This window comes from Wenxinia saemankumensis (genome assembly GCF_900141735.1).
Lineage (GTDB): Bacteria > Pseudomonadota > Alphaproteobacteria > Rhodobacterales > Rhodobacteraceae > Wenxinia > Wenxinia saemankumensis.
The window spans coordinates 425047-441705 of the sequence record NZ_FQYO01000003.1; the positions used below are offsets into that span (position 1 = coordinate 425047).

A 16659-nucleotide genomic window follows, 5' to 3' on the forward strand; every position below is an offset into this window, starting at 1 on the left:
CGCGGGGCCGGTGATGCGCCCCTACCTGCGCGACCCGGCCGCGATCTATGCCGAGAGCTTCGCCACCGTGCGGCGCGAGGCGCGGCTGGACCGGTTTCCGGAGGAGCTGAAGCCCATGGTGATCCGGCTGATCCATGCCTGCGGCATGGTCGAGATCGCGGACCGGCTCGCCATCTCGCCGGACGTCGCCGCCTCCGGCGCGGCGGCGCTGGCCGGCGGGGCGCCGGTACTCTGCGATTGCGAGATGGTGGCGGCGGGGATCATCCGGCGGGCGCTGCCGGCGGGGAACGAGGTGGTCGTGACGCTGAACGATCCCGCCGTGCCGGGGCTGGCGCAGGCGGGCGCCACGACGCGCAGCGCGGCGGCGGTCGATCTCTGGGCGGACCGGCTGGGCGGCGCGGTGGTCGCCATCGGCAACGCACCGACGGCGCTGTTCCGGCTGCTGGAGCTGCTGGACGAGGGCGCGCCGCGCCCGGCGGCGATCCTGGGATTTCCGGTCGGCTTCGTCGGCGCGGCGGAATCCAAGGCCGAGCTCGCGCGGGATCCGCGCGGCGCCCCCTTCGCCGCGCTGAAGGGGCGGCGCGGCGGGTCGGCCATGGCCTCGGCCGCGGTGAACGCGCTGGCCGCCGGGCTGCGGACGGAAGGGCCGGTCCATTGAGCGGGCCGGTCCCCGTGGCGCAGGGGCAGGACGGGGCCGCCGCGCCCTGGCTGCATGTCGTCGGCATCGGCGAGGACGGGATGGCGGGGCTGACCCCCGCCACCCGCGCCGTGGTCGAGGCGGCCGAGGTGATCCTCGGCGGCGAGCGGCACCACCGCCTGTCGGACGCGGTGACGGCCGAGCGGATCGCCTGGCCGTCGCCCTTCGACGCGATGATCGACACGATCCGGTCGATGCGGGTCCGCCGGGCCGTGGTGCTGGTCACGGGCGATCCGCTCTGGTTCTCGGTCGGGGCGCGGATCGGGCGGGCGATCCCGCCCGCCGAGATCGTCTTCCATCCCCAGCTCTCGGCCTTCCAGCTGGCGGCGGCGCGGATGGGCTGGTCCCTCGCCGATGTCGAGACGTTGACCGTCCACGGCCGGCCCGTCGAGCAGATGATCGCCTTCATCCAGCCGGATGCGCGCCTCTTGATCCTGACCACGGGGGCCGAGACCCCGGCCCGGATCGCCCGCTTCCTGGCCGAGCGCGGCTACGGGCGCTCCCCCATGACCTGTCTCGCCGCGATGGGCGGGGCGGGGGAGCGGCGGTTCGACGGGATCGCGGCGGAATGGGACCACGAGGTGCCGGCCTTCAACACTTTGGCGGTCGAGTGCGTGGCCGATCCCGGCTGCGCGCTCCAGCCCCGGGTGCCGGGCCTCTCCGACGATCTCTTCCGCTCGGACGGGACGATGACCAAGCGCGAGGTGCGCGCGGCGACGCTGGCCAAGCTGATGCCGATGCGGGGCGCGCTCCTGTGGGACATCGGCACCGGCTCGGGCTCGGTCGCGATCGAGTGGATCCGCGCCGCCCGCTACGCCCGCGCGGTGGGGATCGAGCCGCGCGCCGACCGCCGCGCCATGGCGGCGGAGAACGCGCTCGCCCTCGGCGCGCCGGGCCTGCGCATCGTCGAGGGCGCGGCGCCCGCGGCGCTGGAGGGGCTGGATCCGCCCGACGCGATCTTCGTCGGCGGCGGATTGTCGGAAGAGGTCTTCGCTGCCGCCTGGGGCGCGCTGCGCCCGCTGGGGCGGCTGGTGGCCAACGCGGTGACGCTGGAGAGCGAGGCGGTGCTCATGGCGCTGCACGCCCGGCAGGGCGGAGACCTCGTCCGGCTGTCGGTCGAGCGGGCCGAGCCGGTGGGGCGCCTCACCGGCTGGCGGCCCTCGATGACGGTGATGCAGTGGAGCCTCGTGAAGCGATGAGCCCCTGCCTGTCGTCGCGGTCCCTCCGGGTCGGTCGCCGGAGTATTTTCCGGCAAGATAAGAGCAGGGGGCGGGCGCGCCTGCCGGGGCAGGTGCCCGTGGGACCGATCTTCGCGGATGGGGGGGGGCCGGTGGCTGGGTCCGCGGTCGGGGCTCCTCCGGGCGGCCGTGCGCCGCTGGCGGCCGGGGCGGGGGCGCGCGGATGAGCGGCGTGCTGCACGGTGTCGGGGTCGGCCCGGGGGCGGCGGATCTCGTGACGCTGCGCGCGGCGCGGCTGATCGGGGGGGCGCGCGTGATCGCCTATCCGGCGCTCGCCGGGGGGGACAGCCTCGCCCGGTCGATCGTGGCCGATCTGATTCCGCCGGGCGCGACGGAGATCGTGATCGACGTGCCGATGACGACGGCGCGGGCGCCGGCGCAGGCCGCCTATGACGACGGGGCGGCGCGGATCGCCGAGCACCTGGACGCAGGACGCGACGTCGTCTGTCTCTGCGAGGGGGATCCGTTCTTCTACGGCTCGTTCATGTACCTGCATGCCCGCCTCTCGGCCCGGTTCGAGTGCCGGGTGGTGCCGGGCGTGACCTCTCTCACCGCCTGCGCGGCGGCGGCGGGGCGGCCGCTGGTGGCGCGCAACGAGCGGCTGACGGTCCTGCCCGGCCCCCTGTCCGAGGCCGAGATGGAGGGGCGCATCGCCGCGTCCGAGGCCGTCGCGATCCTGAAGGTCGGCCGGCATCTGCCGAAGATCCGCGCGGTGCTGGACCGGCTGGGGCTGACGGCGCGCGCGACCTACGTGGCCCGCGCCGGTTTCGCCGACGAGATCGTCTGCCCGCTGGACGAGGCGCCGCAGGCGGCGCCGTATTTCTCGCTCATTCTGGTGACGAAGGGGGGCGATCCATGGCTGTGACGCCGGTCGTGGTGGCGCTGGGCGCCTCGGGGGAAGAGCTGGCCCATCGGGCCGCCGGGCTGCTGGGGGCGCAGGTCCACGGGCGGGCGGGCCGGGTGGCCCGGGCGGATGCCTGGTTCGACGACACGATGGCGCATCTGCGCGATCTCTTCGCCGCGGGGGTGCCGGTCGTGGGACTCTGCGCGGCCGGGATCCTGATCCGCGCCGTCGCGCCGCTCCTGTCGGACAAGCGGGCGGAGCCGCCGGTCGTGGCGCTGGCCGAGGACGGCTCGGCCGCGGTGCCTCTCCTGGGCGGGCATCGGGGGGCGAACGGGATCGCCCGCCGCCTGTCGGACGGGCTGGGCGCGGCCGCGGCGATCACGACGGCGGGGGACCTCGCCCTCGGCGTCGCGCTCGACGCGCCGCCGCCCGGCTGGTCGGTCGTGGGCGAGGCGGGGCCGGTCATGGCCGGGCTGCTGTCCGGCGGGTCCTACCTGCTGCGCGGGCGGGCGGACTGGCTGGATCCGCTGCCGGCCCGCATCCGGCGGGTGGAGGGCGCGCCGGTCGCGCTGCTGCGCGAGGGGGGCGGACCGGGCCTGACCTTCCACCCGCGGACCCATGTGCTGGGCGTCGGCTGCGCGCGGGACACGCCGCCCGCCGATCTCGCCGCCTTGGTGCGCGAAACGCTGTCGGAGGCGGGGATCGACCCTGCCGCGCTGGCGGCCGTCGCCACGGTGGACATCAAGGCCGACGAGCCCGCGGTGATCGCGCTGGCCCGCGATCTCGGCCTGCCGCTGCGGCTGTTCACCCCCGCGGAGCTGGAGGCGGAGGCGCCCCGCCTCGCCACGCCCTCGGACGTGGTCTTCGCCGAGATCGGCTGCCACGGCGTGTCCGAGGGCGCGGCGCTGGCCTCTGCCGGGGCGGAGGCCGTGCTGGCCGTGACCAAGCGCAAGAGCGCGAACGCGACCTGCGCGGTGGCGCGGGCGCCGGCGCCGATCGCCGCGCCGGGGGGGCGTCGGCGCGGCCGGCTCTCGGTGGTCGGGATCGGGCCGGGCCAGGCCTCGTGGCGCGCGCCCGAGGCGTCGAGGCTGCTCGCCGAGGCGGAGGAGCTGGTCGGCTACGGGCTCTACATCGACCTGCTGGGGCCGCTGGCGGCGGGCAAGGCGCGGGCCGACTTCCCCCTCGGCGGGGAGGAGGCGCGCTGCCGCTACGCGCTGGAGCGCGCGGGCGAGGGGGTGGACGTGGCACTCGTCTGCTCGGGCGATGCGGGGATCTACGCGATGGGGGCGCTGGTCTTCGAACTGCTCGACCGCGCGCCGGACCAGGGCGGCGTGAGCGACGCCGCGCGCCGGGCCGAGGTGGTCTGCGTGCCGGGCATCAGCGCGCTGCAGGCGGCCGCCGCCCGGGCGGGCGCGCCGCTGGGGCACGATTTCTGCACGATCTCGCTGTCGGACCTGCTGACCCCGCGGGACGACATCCTGCGGCGCCTGCATGCGGCGGCGGAGGGGGATTTCGTCGTCGCCTTCTACAACCCGGTCTCGAAGACGCGGCGCACCCTGCTGGCCGAGGCGCGGGACATCCTGCTGGCGCATCGCCCCGCGGACACGCCGGTCCTGCTCGCCACCAATCTGGGGCGCGAGGGGGAGCGGCTGGTCCATCGCCGGCTCGACGCGCTGGAGGTGGACGAGGTGGACATGCTGACGGTGGTGCTGGTGGGGTCCTCGAACAGCCGGCTCGCCCGGCTCGGCGAGGGGCCGCGGATGTATACCCCGCGCGGCTATGCGCGCCGCATCGACGGGGACCTGTCCGGGGCACGGACGACGGGGGAGGCCGCGCGATGAAGGTCTGGTTCGTGGGCGCCGGCCCCGGGGATCCCGAGCTGCTGACGCTGAAGGCGCAGCGCATCATCGCCGCCTGTCCGGTCTGTCTCTATGCCGGCAGCCTGGTGCCGGAGGCGGTAGTCGCGGGGGCGCCCGAGGGGGCGCGGGTCCTGGACACCGCGCCGATGACGCTGGAGGAGACCCATGCCGAGATCCTCGCCGCCCGCGAGCGGGGGCAGGACGTGGCGCGGGTCCATTCGGGGGATCCCTCGCTCTACGGCGCGATCGCCGAGCAGATCCGGCTGCTCCGGCGCGACGGCGTGGACTTCGAGATCGTGCCCGGCGTGCCCGCCTATGCCGCCGCCGCCGCGGCGCTGAGGCAGGAGCTGACAGTGCCGGACGTGGCGCAGTCGATCGTGCTGACGCGGATGAGCATGAAGTCGACCGCGATGCCGAACGGCGAGACGCTGGAGAACTTCGCCGCCACCGGCGCGACGCTGGCGATCCATCTGGGCATCCGGGCGCTGCGCGACATCGAACGGCGGCTGACGCCCTTCTATGGCGCGGAGTGTCCGGTGGCGGTGGTCTACCGCGCCTCGTGGCCGGACCAGGCGATTCTCCGCGGGACGCTGTCGGACATCCACGGCAAGGTGCGGGACGCGAAGATCACGCGCACGGCGCTGATTCTCGTGGGGCCCGCGCTGGGCGCGGCGCAGGATTTTCCGGACAGCGCGCTCTACGATGCTGCGCGGCCGCATCTGCTGCGGCCCAAGGCGCGCTGAATATCCGGGCATCCGGCCCGGAATGCGGGCATGTCGCACGCCGCGATGCGGCAAAAACGGTTACTTGAAATTTACGTTGATGGTTTCATCCTTCGCGGCGAGCGCCCCAATCTGGGGGCGGCGCCGACGACAGGACGGGCCCGACCATGAACGACATTCTTCCCGAAGCCGTGCGCAAGGGCCTCGAAGAGGCCCGGGTGGCGATGCTGCGCAAGTCGAACCGGCTCTGCGTGCATGACGGGGACAACGTGTTCCGCCTGCGCCGCATCTGGGACGGCGGCTTCTCGCTCGACGCGGCCGGGGCGCCGCTGCTGCGGGGGCATGTCGCGCTCTATGACGGGCCGCGCCATGTCGCCGATTGCCTCGTCATCGGCAGCGAGGAGGCGGAGGGCGAGCGTCTCTACGAGTACAAGCGTCAGACCGCCGCGCTGGACCGCCCGCCGCTGGACTACGCGCCGGATTCGGAGCGTCCCGCCGGGCTGATCCCGCGCCTGCTCTGATCCCGCCGGGCCTCGCCCCGGGACCTAGCCGGCGCGGGCGATCCGCACCGCCACCGGAAGGTGGTCCGAGGCATGCGGGCCACGGCGACGGGGAAGGTGCAGCACGCTGACGTCGAGATCCGGCGAATGGACCACCCGGTCGAGCGACCCGATCGGCAGCGTCGAGGGGAAGGTCCGGCCCGGCGTCAGGATGCGGTAGTCCCGCGCGATCCGGCCGAGGCCGCGCCGCCCGGACCATTCGTTGAAATCGCCGAGGATCGCGGTGGGCAGGGCGGGCCAGTCCGAGAGCGTGTCGCGCAGCGCGTCGAGCTGCTGGCGCCGCGACCGGCGCAGCAGCCCCAGATGCACCCCGACCACCCGCAGCGGCAGCGCGCCGCCGAAATCCACCGCCAGCGCGCCGCGCGGCTCCAGCCCCGGCAGGTCGAGGCGGCGGATCTCCTCCACCGGGAGGCCGGGCCGGGCGAGGATGGCGTTGCCGTGCCAGCCGATCGACACCTCGCTCTCCACCGCCACCGGCTCGAGCCCCGTCTCGGCCCGCACCATGTCGAAGGGCAGGGCGGTCGGGCGCGGTCCCATGCGGAAGTCGGCTTCCTGCAGCGCGACGATATCGGCGCCGAGGCCCGCGATCGTGTGCAACACCCGCCGCGCATCCCGCCTCAGGTCGCTGCCGAGGCCGGCGCGGACATTGTAGGATGCAACCGTGAGCGTGCCGTTATGCTTGTGCTCCATGTCGGGCAATATAGGGGGCGCGGGGCGCATATGACGAGGCCGATACGATGAATCCGTTACTTCTCTGGGCGATCCGCGCGGTCCTGGCGGTCGAGGCGGTGACCCTGGGATGGCAGCAGAACTGGCTGCAGCTGACCGTGGCCGTCCTGACGCTGGGCGCCACGTTCCTGCCGGACAAGGTGGCGCGGATGATGGGGGTGCGCCTGCCCGCCACTTTCCTGACGCTCATCGTGCTGTTCATCTTCGCCACGATCTTCCTCGGCGAGATGTCGGGCTATTACGAGCGGTTCTGGTGGTGGGACCTTGCGCTGCATTTCGGTTCGGCCGCCGCCTTCGGCATCTTCGCCTTCCTGATGATCTTCATGCTGTTCGAGGGCGACAGCTATGCCGCCCCGCCCTGGGCGCTGGCGGTGCTGTCGGCCTGCGTCGCGATGGCGATCGGCGTCGTGTGGGAGATCTTCGAATACGCGGTCGACCAGACCCTCGGCACCAACATGCAGAAGAGCGGCCTGCCCGACACGATGGGCGACCTGATCGTCGACACGCTCGGCGCGATCCTCGGCGGCGGGCTGGGATACCTCTACCTCAAGGGGATGCGCTACGGGCCTGGCGCGCTTTTCGAGGAGTTCGTGGGGCTGAACCGGCGGCTCTACCGCCGGATCCGCCCCCGCAAGTCCTGAAGGCTACTGCAGGTCGGAGAAGGCCTCGGCGAGGCGGGCGCCCGCCTCCTCGACCCGCCCGCGGGTCGTGGCGAGGTTGAACCGGTGGTGCAGCTCGCCCCCCGGACCCAGCGCCGGTCCCGGCGAGGGGATCAGGCGCGCGGCCTGCATGACCCGCCGGTCGATCTCGGCCTGGTCCATGCCGGTGCCCGAGAAGTCGACCCAGGAGAGGTAGGTGCCCTGCATCGGCATCGCGCTCACCCCCGGGATGGCGGCGAGCGCCGCCTCCCAGGCCTGCCGGTTGCCGTCGAGATGCGCGACCAGCGCGTCCACCCACTCCGCCCCCTCGGGGCTGTAGGCGGCGCGCGTCGCCTCGACGCCCATGCGGTTGGGCTGGATGTCGAGCGCGCGGTGCAGTTGCCCGAAGGTCTCGCGCAGGCCCGCATCGGGGATGTGGGCGCAGCCGGTCCGCAGCCCGGCGATGTCGAAGGTCTTGGAGGCCGCGGTCAGCACGACGATCCGGTCGCGATGCTCGGGCGCCGCCGTCAGGGCCGGAACATGGGCGAAGCCGGGCAGCGTCAGGTCCTGGTGGATCTCGTCCGAGACGAGGATCAGGTCACGCTCGGCGCTGAAGGCGGCGAGGGCGCGCAGCTCCTCGACCGTCCAGACCCGGCCGGCGGGGTTGTGCGGGGCCGAGATGATGACCATCCGCTCGGTCCCGTCGAGGATCGCGGCGGCGGCGTCGAGATCCATCCCGAACACGCCGTCGGACCCGATCGCCAGCGGCACCTCGACCGCGCGGCGTCCGTTGCGGGCGATCTTATTGCGGAACTCGTGGTAGACGGGGGCGAAGATGACCACACCGTCGCCCGGCGCGGTCAGGGTCTGCAGCAGCAGGCCGATCGCGTTGCCGAGACCGTGGGTCGCGAACATCTGGCCCGGATCCGCCGCCCAGCCGTGCCGCGTCTCCATCCACCAGGCGGTCGCCTCGAACATCTGAGGCGTGGTGGTGAAATAGCCCAGCTCGCCGGCCGCGACGGTCGCCATCAGCGCCCGCTCGACCGGCGGCGGCGGGTCGAAATCCATCTGCGCCACCCACATCGGGATCGCGTCGCCCGGCACGTCCGGTCCCATCAGCATCGCCATCCCGTCCCACTTGGTCGAGCCGGTGCCGCGCCGCGGCTTGGGATCGTCGAACATGGGCGGGCCTCGCTGCTTTTGGGGAATGCGCGGACGCTAGCCATCGGGCGGGCGGGCGCAACCCCTCCCGCGTCGGCGCCGTGCGACAGTTGCGTGACGCCCGGCCTTCGCCTACATGCCGCCGCATGACGACGCTGCCGATCCTGATCCATCCCGATCCGCGCCTGAAGGCCAGGGCCGCCCCCGTGGCCGAGGTGACGGACGACCTGCGCCGGCTGGCCGAGGACATGCTGCAGACCATGTACGAGGCGCCGGGAATCGGTCTCGCCGCGCCGCAGGTCGGGCAGATGATCCGCCTGCTGGTCATGGACTGCGTCAAGGAGGAGGACGCGGCTCCGAAGCCTATGGTCCTCTTCAATCCGCGCGTGGTCGGCGCCTCGGAGGAGGTGCGGACCTACGAGGAAGGCTGCCTGTCGATCCCGGACCAGTATGCCGATGTCGAACGGCCGGCGGAGGTCGATGTCGAATGGCTCGGCCTCGACGGCGAAACCCACCGGGACCGGTTCGACGGGCTCTGGGCGGTCTGCGTCCAGCACGAGATCGACCATCTCGACGGCAAGCTGTTCATCGACTACCTCAAGCCGCTGAAGCGCCAGATGATCACCCGCAAGATGCAGAAGCTGAAGCGCGAGCGGGCGCGGGCGTGACCGGGGCGCTGGCCGACGAGATTGCGGGGCAGGGCGAGCTGTCGATCCGTCTCGTGCCAGACCCCGTCCTGCGCGAGCTGTGCGACCCCGTCACGCGGTTCGGGCCCGGCCTCTCCGCGCTGGCGGACGCGATGCTGCGGGCGATGTACGCCGCCCCCGGCCGCGGCCTCGCCGCGCCGCAGGTGGGGCGGGCGATCCGGCTCTTCGTCGTCGACACCGCCTGGAAGGAGGGCGCGCCCGCGCCCATGATCTTCGTGAACCCGGTCGTGATGGGCCTGTCCGTCGCGACCGAGGTGGTGGAGGAGGGCTGCCTGTCGATCCCCGATACGCCCTGCCGCGTCCGCCGCCCCGTCCGGGTGGACCTCGCCTGGCAGGAGGTGGACGGCACCCCCCGCGAGGGCCGGTTCGAGGGCATCGCGGCGCGCTGCATCCTGCACGAGCTCGACCATCTGGACGGCATCCTCTGCACCGACCGGGCGGAAGAGGCGGCGGCGTGAGCGCGCCGTCCGGCCATCGCCCCTTCGTGCTCTGGCCCGACCGGCGGCTGCGGATTCCCGCCGCGCCGGTCGGGGCGATCACGGACGAGATCCGCGCGATCTGGGACGAGATGGTGGATGCGATGGAGGCGATGCCGGGCGTCGGCCTCGCCGCCGTCCAGCTGGGCATCCCGCTGCGCCTCGCCGTGGTCGACGCCTCGGACGCGCGGGGCCAGGCGGTGCGGATGGCCAATCCCGAGATCCTCCATGCCAGCGTGCAGCCGCGCGAGCACGAGGAGGCCTCGCCCAACTTGCCGGGCGTCTCGGCAATCGTCTCGCGCCCCCGGGCGGTGACCGTCCGGTTCCTCGGCGCGGACGGGACGGTGCAGGATCGCGATTTCGTCGGCCTCTGGGCGACAAGCGTGCAGCACCAGATCGACCACCTGGACGGGCGGCTCTATGTCCACCGCCTGTCGCGGCTGAAGCGGGACCGGCTGCTGGCGAAGTACGCGAAGCTGCGGGGGGCGTGATGCGGATCGTCTTCATGGGCACGCCCGACTTCTCGGTCCCCGTGTTGGATGCGGTGGCGGCGCAGCATAAGGTCATCTGCGCCTACACCCAGCCGCCCCGGCCCGCGGGACGCGGGCAGAAGCCGCGCCCCTCGCCGGTCCAGGCCCGGGCCGAGGCGCTGGGGATCGAGGTCCGCCACCCCGCGACGCTGAAGGGCGAGGAGGATCGCGCCGCCTTCGCCGCGCTGGGGGCGGATGTCGCCGTCGTCGTGGCCTACGGGCTGATCCTGCCCCGCCCGGTCCTGGACGCGCCACGCCACGGCTGCCTCAACGTGCATGCCTCGCTCCTGCCGCGCTGGCGCGGGGCCGCGCCGATCCACCGCGCCGTGATGGCGGGCGATCCCGAGACGGGCATCTGCATCATGCGGATGGAGGCGGGGCTCGATACCGGGCCGGTGCTGAGCCGCGTGACTACGCCCATCGGGGCGGAGGAGACCACCGGCGACCTGCACGACCGTCTGTCCGGCATCGGCGCGGCGGCGATGGTGGACGTGCTCATGCACCTGCCCTCGCTCGTCCCGCAGCCCCAGCCGGAGGAGGGCGTGACCTATGCGGCCAAGATCGACAAGGCCGAGGCCCGCATCGACTGGACCCGCCCCGCCGGAGAGGTCAGCGCCCTCATCCGCGGTCTCTCGCCCTTTCCAGGCGCCTGGACGATGGCGGGGGAGGAGCGGATCCGGCTCCTGCGCTGCCGCGTGGTGGAGGGCACCGGCGCCCCCGGTGCCGTGCTGGGCGGATTCACCATCGCCTGCGGCAGCGGTGCGGTCGAAATCACCGAGGTGCAGCGCGCGGGCAAGCGCGCGATGCAGGCGACCGAGGCGCTGCGCGGCCGGCCCCTGCCGGAGCGGCTGGCCTAGATCCTGCGCGGCCGCCCGGCCCGGTCGGGGCCAGCCGGGGCCCGCCCGATTCCGGGCCGGTGGCGGTGCCGTTTACCTCCCCAAGATCGACGAGGCGGTCGCAGCGGCGGTCGGGCGGCCCGGTCCCCGGCCGACCGATCCGGCCGCTCGTTCCATGATCCGTGAGACCGGTTCCCCGGGGCCGTCACCGGCGACGGCTCGTCCCCGGATCCCGGCCGGCGGGCCACCCGGGCGCCCCGCCGGAGGCGACGCTCAGGTCAGGCCCCGCCGGACGAGGTTCAGCCCGGCGATCAGCAGCACCGCCAGCACGACGCGCTTGAACTGCGCCTGGTCGATCTGGTCCTGCACCCTCTGCCCCATCAGCATCCCCAGGATCGCCGGCACGAGCAGCGCGACCGAGAAGGGCATCGTCTCGGCCCGCACGACGCCCGATTGCACATGCGCTCCCAGCAGTGCCAGCGCCCCCAGCCCGTAGATCACCCCCTGGATCCGGACGTGGTCGCGCTTCGGCGTGTCGATGGCGGTGAGGTAGGCGACGGTGGGCGGGCCCCAGACGCCCGACAGCCCGCCGACGAAGCCCGAGAACCCGCCGACCAGCGCCTCCACCACCCGGTTCGCGGCGCTCAGCCGGGGCTGCCACCCCGCCAGGAGCATGACCGCGAAAGCGGTGATCGGCACCCCGATCAGCAGGTAGAGCGCGCGGGGCGGCAGCACCGCGACCAGCTGCGCCGAGATCACCAGCAGGATCCCCCCCGCGACGAGGAAGACCGCGAAGCGGCGCATGGTCTCCCACGCCGCGCGGGGCCCCTGCCGCAGCGCCTGCATCCCGTTCGTCACCAGCGTCGGCAGGATCAGCCCCGCCAGCGCCGTCTGCGGCGGCAGGAAGGTCGAGAGGCCCGAGATCAGGATCATCGGCATCGCGAAGCCGGAGAGTCCCTTGATGACCCCCGCAAGCAGGGCGATGGCCAGTGCGGGAAGGAGGATGGCGGGATCGAGGAGGTCCATTCCGACTGCCTAGCGGGTTCCTCTGGCGGGTGCACGGGGGATCGTGCGGGCGTTCGCCCCCGCCCCGCTCCGGCTCCGGACGGGCGGCGCGAAGGGCCCGGCGTGCCGTGATGTCCGGGGCCGGGGATCCCGCGACCGGGCGCAGGGGCCGCGATGCGGGGGGCCGGGATCCGTCTCCTCACCGGATGGCCGTCCCGGATGGGGCGCAGGTCGGCCCGGCACATGCGCACGGCAGGGTGCCCTTTCCGCCGACCATATCGGCACGGGCGGGGCCGGTGCCGTCCGGTCCCGGCCGTCCGCTGCGACGGGGGAGGGCGGCGGCTTCGGGTGGTGCGCCGCCGCCGTCCGGTCGGATGCGCTCACCGGTCGGCCGCGAAGCCTGCCCGTCCGGACCGGCGTCACGCCGCGTCCCCCGAGGGGGCGCCGGCGCCGCGCCGGGGCAGTCCCCCGGGGTCGGACGTGCCGGTGCGGCCGGTCCCGGCGCCCTTCGGCTCTAGTTCGTCCCGGGCAGGCCCGGGACCAGCACGCAGGGCAGGGGCGGCAGGCCGGGCGGCTCGGTGCGGACGTAACCGTTGCAATCGGCGAGCGCGGCCCGGTTCGCGGCCTCCTGGCTGGGCTGCCCCCAGACCAGCGCGTAGGCCCCGTCGGGACCCACGGCGAAGGCGCGGGGCGCGCCCTCCGGGGCGCCCGCGGCGTCGGGATCGAAGAGGTAGGTGTAGACCGCCGGGGTCATCGTCACGTCCCCCGGCTGGGGGTCGCGGTAGCCGCGCGGGACGATTTCGGCGATCAGGATGCAATCGTCGTTCGCGTTCTCGCATTCCGCGATGGCGACGGCCCGCGCCCCTTCCAGAGAATTTCCCGTCGTTGCGTAGCCCCAGCCGCCGTTCTTGGCATAGGCGAAGGCCGAGAAGTAGGTGTTCGCCCGGAACTGCTGGTCGAAGGCGTCCTGCGCTTCCGGGCTGAGCGTCAGACCGGACAGTATCCGCAGCTCGCCAGAGGGCGGGTAGACGATCGCCCGCTCGGACGGGACGGCGTCCTGCGCGGCCGAGATCGCCGGCAGCAGAGCTGCGAGGAGGGCGAGGGCGGCCCCGTGGCCGCGTCTGTCTCTGGTGGTCATGGTCGGTCCCCTTGCGTTTCCCCTGCGGCATCCTGCCAAGGCCGGGTCCGGCTGCCAAGCTTCGGCAGGTTCCCCGGCCGGGGCCCGGCGGTGGGGTCCGGCAATGGGGCCCGGGGATGAGGTCCGTCGCCTGGGCGCGCCGGTCAGGTCCGCCCGTCAGCCCTGCCCGTCAGCCCTGCCTGTCGATGGCGGCGACCAGCCTTTCGCGCGCGGCGGGCAGGGGGCGCTCTGCCCCCAGCAGGCGATGCTGCAGGAACCACCCCGTCGTGCCGAGCGCGGCGGCGATCTCGGGGCCCGTCGCCTCGCCCGCGCCGCGCAGCACCGGCGGCAGCGGCAGGAGGCGGGGCGCCCAGTCCCCGGCGGCGGCCGCGCTGACCGCCCGCCCCGAGCGGGGGGAGACGTAGGCGAGCCCCTCCTCTCCCCCCGTCACCGCGCAGCGGGCGAGGTCGAGCCCGAAGCCCATCTCGTCCAGCAGCGCCAGTTCCCATTGCAGGTAGGCCAGCGGCCAGAGGTCGCTGTCGCCGAGGAGGTCGAACAGCGCCTCGGTCCGCGCGAAGAGGCGGGGATGGGGGTCCCGCTCGGGCAGGACGAGGCCGAGCAGGGCCGCGACCGTGGTCAGCCCGGCCAGGGCGAGCCGGTCCGTCAGGACCTGCGCGGCCCGGCTGCGGCGCGGCTCGACGGTGAAATGGCCCAGATGCGCGTCGAGGCGGGCGGTCCAGCGCACCGCCACCTGCGCGCCGGGCTGCAGCGTGCCGCGCAGCCGTCGCCCCGTGCCGCCGCGTACATGCCCGGCATGGCGGCCATGCGCGGCGGTGAAGACCTCGACGATCGCGCCGTTCTCGCCATGCGGGCGCACCGCAAGGATCGTGCCGCTGTCCTGCCATTCGATCATGCGCCGAGTTAGGGACGGCTGGTCCCGATTGCCAAGGGGGCGCGGAACTGGGCCGGGCGCCCTTGCCAAGGACGGCGCCGCGCCGTTTCGTGCCCGCCATGACCCCTGCCACCGACAGCGCCATCACCCCCGCCGCCCGATCCGTCGCTGCGCTGGTCGGGCTGCTCGCCCTCTTTGGTCTGGCCCTCGACCTCGCGGCGGGCTGGGCGGGCACCTTGATCCCGCAGCTCTGGGGCATGGCGCGCTACTTCACGATCCTCACGAACGGGATCGCGGCCGCCACCCTGCTGGGGGCGGCGGCGGCGGGGCGACCGGCGCCGCCCGGCTGGCTGGGCGGCGTGACCCTGTGGATGGCGATTACGGCGCTGGTCTTCCACCTGCTGCTGGGCGGAACCTATCCCCTCCTCACCCTCGACTGGGGGGCGAATCTCGTCCTTCACACGCTCGCCCCGGCGGCCGTCCTCGCCTGGTGGCTGGCCGCGGCGCCGACGCGGGGGCTGGGGCCGCGTCATGCGATCCTCTGGCTGGGCTGGCCCGCGCTCTATTGCGGCTACGCGCTGCTGCGCGGCGCGGCGGACGGGGTCTATCCCTACTTCTTCGTCGACGTCGCCCGGCTGGGCTGGGCGGGGTTCGGGCGCTGGTTCGGCATCCTCCTCGTCGCGTTCTGGGTCGGGGGGCTGCTGCTGGCCGGGCTGGGGCGCGCGATCGACCGGCCGGGCGGGCGGCCCCTCGCGCGGGGGTGAGCGGACGGGAACAAGGCGGGACATTGGCCGGTTTGACGGTGGACAGACCCGATCCGAGGTTCCCCGACATGACACGTCCCCTCCTTCCGCTCGCCTTCGCCGCCGCCACGTCCGCCCTCGCGCTCGCCGGGGCCGCGCAGGCACAGACCGACCCCTCCGCCGACCTCGTCGACCTGATGGTGATCGACAGCGATTACGGCCCGATCATCGCCGATGGCGACGGCCGCCCGGTCTACACGTTCGAGACGAACGAGCGCGCGGGCGACGGGCAGCAGCCGCTCGAGAGCTGCAACGAGGTGTGCCAGGTGGACTGGCCGCTCGTCCCCGCCCATGGCGATCCGAGCGTGAGCGAGGATCTCGACCCCGCGCTGGTCGCGTCGCTCGACTGGCAGGGGACCGAGGTGCTGGTCTACGACAGCCAGCCGCTCTTCTACTTCGAGCTGGACGCGGTGGGCGAATCACCCAAGGGGCAGGGCAATCACAGCTATGGCGGCTGGTGGTATCTGCTGGACCCGACCGGTGCGCAGATCGACGCGGGCATCGCCCCCGACCCGGGCGATCCGGCGCTGAACGATCCGCTGATCGACGCGCCCGAGAGCGCGACCCCGGTCGACGGCGAGTTCGAGAGGGGGACGGACGGCTAGTCCAGCCCCGGCTGGTCGAGAAGGTGGCGGCCGGCCCGGTCCTCCACCTCGATCACCCAGAGATCGGGATCGGTCCGGCGCTGCCGCGACACGGCGGCGTCGAGATCGCCGTCGGACCCGTCCTCGAGCACGTCCCAGCGCCGCGCGCCCGTCATCAGGTCGAAGCGGCGCTGGTAGATCGTCCCGCGCCCGTCCAGCGTCGAGACGCGAACCAGCACCGATCCGGCGGTGTCGTCGCCCCGGGCCACGACGAAGGCCGGAATCGCCTCGGCCCGCAGTCGGGCGAGGTAGGCGCCGACCCAGACATGCGCCGCCAGACGGGCCATCGGCGCGCCCTCAGCCCCCGTCGCGGAAATCGAGGCCCATCTCGGAATAGCGCTCGCTCTCCTCCAGCCAGTTCGGGCGGACCTTCACCGTGAGGAAGAGGTGGACCTTGCGGCCGAGGAATTCGGCCAGTTCCTCGCGGGCGGCGCGGCTGACCTGCTTGATCGTCTCGCCCCCCTTGCCGAGCACGATCCCCTTGTGGCCGTCGCGCGCGACGTAGACCACCTGGTCGACCCGGGCGGAGCCGTCCTGCCGCTCCTCCCAGCCTTCCGTCTCGACCGTCAGCTCGTAGGGAAGCTCCTGGTGCAGGCGGAGCGTCAGCTTCTCGCGCGTCATCTCGGCCGCGATCATCCGCAGTGGCAGGTCGGCGAGCTGGTCCTCGGGGTAGAGGAAGGGGCTCTCCGGCATCCGGTCCGCCAGCCAGCCCATCAGGTCCTCGGTCCCGTAGCCCTTCTCGGCCGAGATCATGAAGGTCCCGGCAAAGGGGAAACGCGCGTTCAGATCCTGCGACAGGGCGAGCAGCGTCTCGGCCTTCACCTTGTCGATCTTGTTGATGACCAGCGCGACAGGCGTGCGGCCGACCTTCTCGGGCAGGGTCGACAGGATCGCGCCGACCCCGTCCGTCAGACCGCGATGCGCCTCGATCAGCAGGCAGACCACGTCGGCATCGGCCACCCCGCCCCAGGCGGCGGCGACCATCGCCCGGTCGAGCCGCCGTTTCGGCGCGAAGAGGCCGGGCGTGTCGACGAAGACGATCTGCGCCTCGCCGTGAACGGCCACGCCCCGGATCCGGGCGCGCGTCGTCTGCACCTTGTGCGTCACGATCGAGACCTTGGCCCCGACCATGCGGTTCAGCAGCGTCGACTTGCCCGCGTTGGGCTCTCCGATCAGGGCGGCGAAGCCGGCGCGGGTCATG

The 16659-nt window shown here is 73.6% G+C and carries 20 protein-coding genes; 13 read left to right on the forward strand and 7 right to left on the reverse strand.

Annotated features, from left to right (window positions below; translation table 11 throughout):
* Positions 1-13 precede the first annotated feature (13 nt).
* From BUE30_RS09645 to BUE30_RS09670, 6 genes are all read left to right on the forward strand, one after another.
* Positions 14-658 (forward strand): precorrin-8X methylmutase, encoded by a 645-nt coding sequence (locus tag BUE30_RS09645; RefSeq protein ID WP_073329333.1) that lies wholly within the window; start codon positions 14-16, stop codon positions 656-658.
* Positions 655-1896 carry a precorrin-6y C5,15-methyltransferase (decarboxylating) subunit CbiE gene (gene cbiE / locus BUE30_RS09650; RefSeq protein WP_073329336.1) on the forward strand — a complete coding sequence of 414 codons (1242 nt, stop codon included), beginning with the start codon at positions 655-657 and terminating at the stop codon, positions 1894-1896. The genes BUE30_RS09645 and cbiE overlap by 4 nt, the downstream gene beginning before the upstream one ends.
* A gap of 202 nt (positions 1897-2098) precedes the next feature.
* Positions 2099-2800: a precorrin-2 C(20)-methyltransferase gene (gene cobI, locus BUE30_RS09655; protein WP_073329339.1), complete on the forward strand. Its 702-nt coding sequence runs from the start codon at positions 2099-2101 to the stop codon at positions 2798-2800.
* Positions 2791-4620: a precorrin-3B C(17)-methyltransferase gene (gene cobJ, locus BUE30_RS09660; protein ID WP_073329342.1), complete on the forward strand. Its 1830-nt coding sequence runs from the start codon at positions 2791-2793 to the stop codon at positions 4618-4620. Before cobI ends, cobJ begins: the two co-directional genes overlap by 10 nt.
* Complete coding sequence (cobM, locus tag BUE30_RS09665; RefSeq protein WP_073329345.1) at positions 4617-5381, forward strand: precorrin-4 C(11)-methyltransferase; 765 nt, start codon at positions 4617-4619, stop codon at positions 5379-5381. Before cobJ ends, cobM begins: the two co-directional genes overlap by 4 nt.
* Positions 5382-5527: 146 nt before the next feature.
* Positions 5528-5881: a hypothetical protein gene (locus BUE30_RS09670; RefSeq protein WP_073329348.1), complete on the forward strand. Its 354-nt coding sequence runs from the start codon at positions 5528-5530 to the stop codon at positions 5879-5881.
* A gap of 24 nt (positions 5882-5905) precedes the next feature.
* Here the strand turns inward: BUE30_RS09670 and BUE30_RS09675 are convergent, their stop codons facing one another.
* Positions 5906-6610 (reverse strand): endonuclease/exonuclease/phosphatase family protein, encoded by a 705-nt coding sequence (locus BUE30_RS09675; RefSeq protein WP_073329351.1) that lies wholly within the window; start codon positions 6608-6610, stop codon positions 5906-5908.
* A gap of 47 nt (positions 6611-6657) precedes the next feature.
* On the opposite strand from BUE30_RS09675, the gene BUE30_RS09680 reads away from it, so the two are divergent.
* Positions 6658-7290, forward strand: coding sequence for a DUF2238 domain-containing protein (locus BUE30_RS09680; protein ID WP_073329354.1), 633 nt, complete (start codon positions 6658-6660; stop codon positions 7288-7290).
* 3 nt (positions 7291-7293) lie between these two features.
* Here the strand turns inward: BUE30_RS09680 and BUE30_RS09685 are convergent, their stop codons facing one another.
* Positions 7294-8469, reverse strand: a complete 1176-nt coding sequence (locus BUE30_RS09685; RefSeq protein ID WP_073329357.1) for a MalY/PatB family protein — start codon at positions 8467-8469, stop codon at positions 7294-7296.
* A 125-nt stretch (positions 8470-8594) separates the two neighbouring features.
* On the opposite strand from BUE30_RS09685, the gene def (BUE30_RS09690) reads away from it, so the two are divergent.
* From def (BUE30_RS09690) to fmt, 4 genes are read left to right on the forward strand one after another with little or no spacing between them, the layout of a single operon-like run.
* The gene (def, locus tag BUE30_RS09690; RefSeq protein ID WP_073329361.1) at positions 8595-9116 is read left to right on the forward strand and encodes a peptide deformylase; all 522 of its coding nucleotides are present in this window, start codon (positions 8595-8597) and stop codon (positions 9114-9116) included.
* The gene (def, locus tag BUE30_RS09695) at positions 9113-9613 is read left to right on the forward strand and encodes a peptide deformylase (RefSeq protein ID WP_244526324.1); all 501 of its coding nucleotides are present in this window, start codon (positions 9113-9115) and stop codon (positions 9611-9613) included. The genes def (BUE30_RS09690) and def (BUE30_RS09695) overlap by 4 nt, the downstream gene beginning before the upstream one ends.
* Positions 9610-10122 (forward strand): peptide deformylase, encoded by a 513-nt coding sequence (gene def, locus BUE30_RS09700; protein WP_073329364.1) that lies wholly within the window; start codon positions 9610-9612, stop codon positions 10120-10122. Before def (BUE30_RS09695) ends, def (BUE30_RS09700) begins: the two co-directional genes overlap by 4 nt.
* A complete protein-coding gene (gene fmt / locus BUE30_RS09705; protein WP_073329367.1) occupies positions 10122-11018 on the forward strand; it encodes a methionyl-tRNA formyltransferase in 897 nt (298 codons plus the stop codon). The genes def (BUE30_RS09700) and fmt overlap by 1 nt, the downstream gene beginning before the upstream one ends.
* A gap of 252 nt (positions 11019-11270) precedes the next feature.
* Here the strand turns inward: fmt and BUE30_RS09710 are convergent, their stop codons facing one another.
* The 3 genes from BUE30_RS09710 to recO all read right to left on the reverse strand — a co-directional run bounded on the left by BUE30_RS09710 (position 11271) and on the right by recO (position 14032).
* Positions 11271-12023, reverse strand: coding sequence for a sulfite exporter TauE/SafE family protein (locus tag BUE30_RS09710; RefSeq protein ID WP_073329370.1), 753 nt, complete (start codon positions 12021-12023; stop codon positions 11271-11273).
* A gap of 493 nt (positions 12024-12516) precedes the next feature.
* Positions 12517-13140 (reverse strand): hypothetical protein, encoded by a 624-nt coding sequence (locus BUE30_RS09715; RefSeq protein WP_073329373.1) that lies wholly within the window; start codon positions 13138-13140, stop codon positions 12517-12519.
* 169 nt (positions 13141-13309) lie between these two features.
* Positions 13310-14032, reverse strand: a complete 723-nt coding sequence (gene recO, locus BUE30_RS09720; protein ID WP_170865629.1) for a DNA repair protein RecO — start codon at positions 14030-14032, stop codon at positions 13310-13312.
* A gap of 98 nt (positions 14033-14130) precedes the next feature.
* On the opposite strand from recO, the gene BUE30_RS09725 reads away from it, so the two are divergent.
* The gene (locus BUE30_RS09725; protein ID WP_083601309.1) at positions 14131-14775 is read left to right on the forward strand and encodes a Pr6Pr family membrane protein; all 645 of its coding nucleotides are present in this window, start codon (positions 14131-14133) and stop codon (positions 14773-14775) included.
* A gap of 68 nt (positions 14776-14843) precedes the next feature.
* The gene (locus BUE30_RS09730; protein WP_073329376.1) at positions 14844-15419 is read left to right on the forward strand and encodes a COG4315 family predicted lipoprotein; all 576 of its coding nucleotides are present in this window, start codon (positions 14844-14846) and stop codon (positions 15417-15419) included.
* On the opposite strand, the gene BUE30_RS09735 is transcribed toward BUE30_RS09730, so the two are convergent.
* Together BUE30_RS09735 and era are read right to left on the reverse strand one after the other, a co-directional pair.
* Positions 15416-15745: a DUF1491 family protein gene (locus BUE30_RS09735; RefSeq protein ID WP_073329379.1), complete on the reverse strand. Its 330-nt coding sequence runs from the start codon at positions 15743-15745 to the stop codon at positions 15416-15418. The genes BUE30_RS09730 and BUE30_RS09735 overlap by 4 nt on opposite strands.
* Before the next feature lie 10 nt (positions 15746-15755).
* Entirely contained in the window at positions 15756-16658 is a 903-nt protein-coding gene (gene era / locus BUE30_RS09740) for a GTPase Era (RefSeq protein ID WP_073329382.1), read from the reverse strand.
* Position 16659 lies beyond the last annotated feature (1 nt).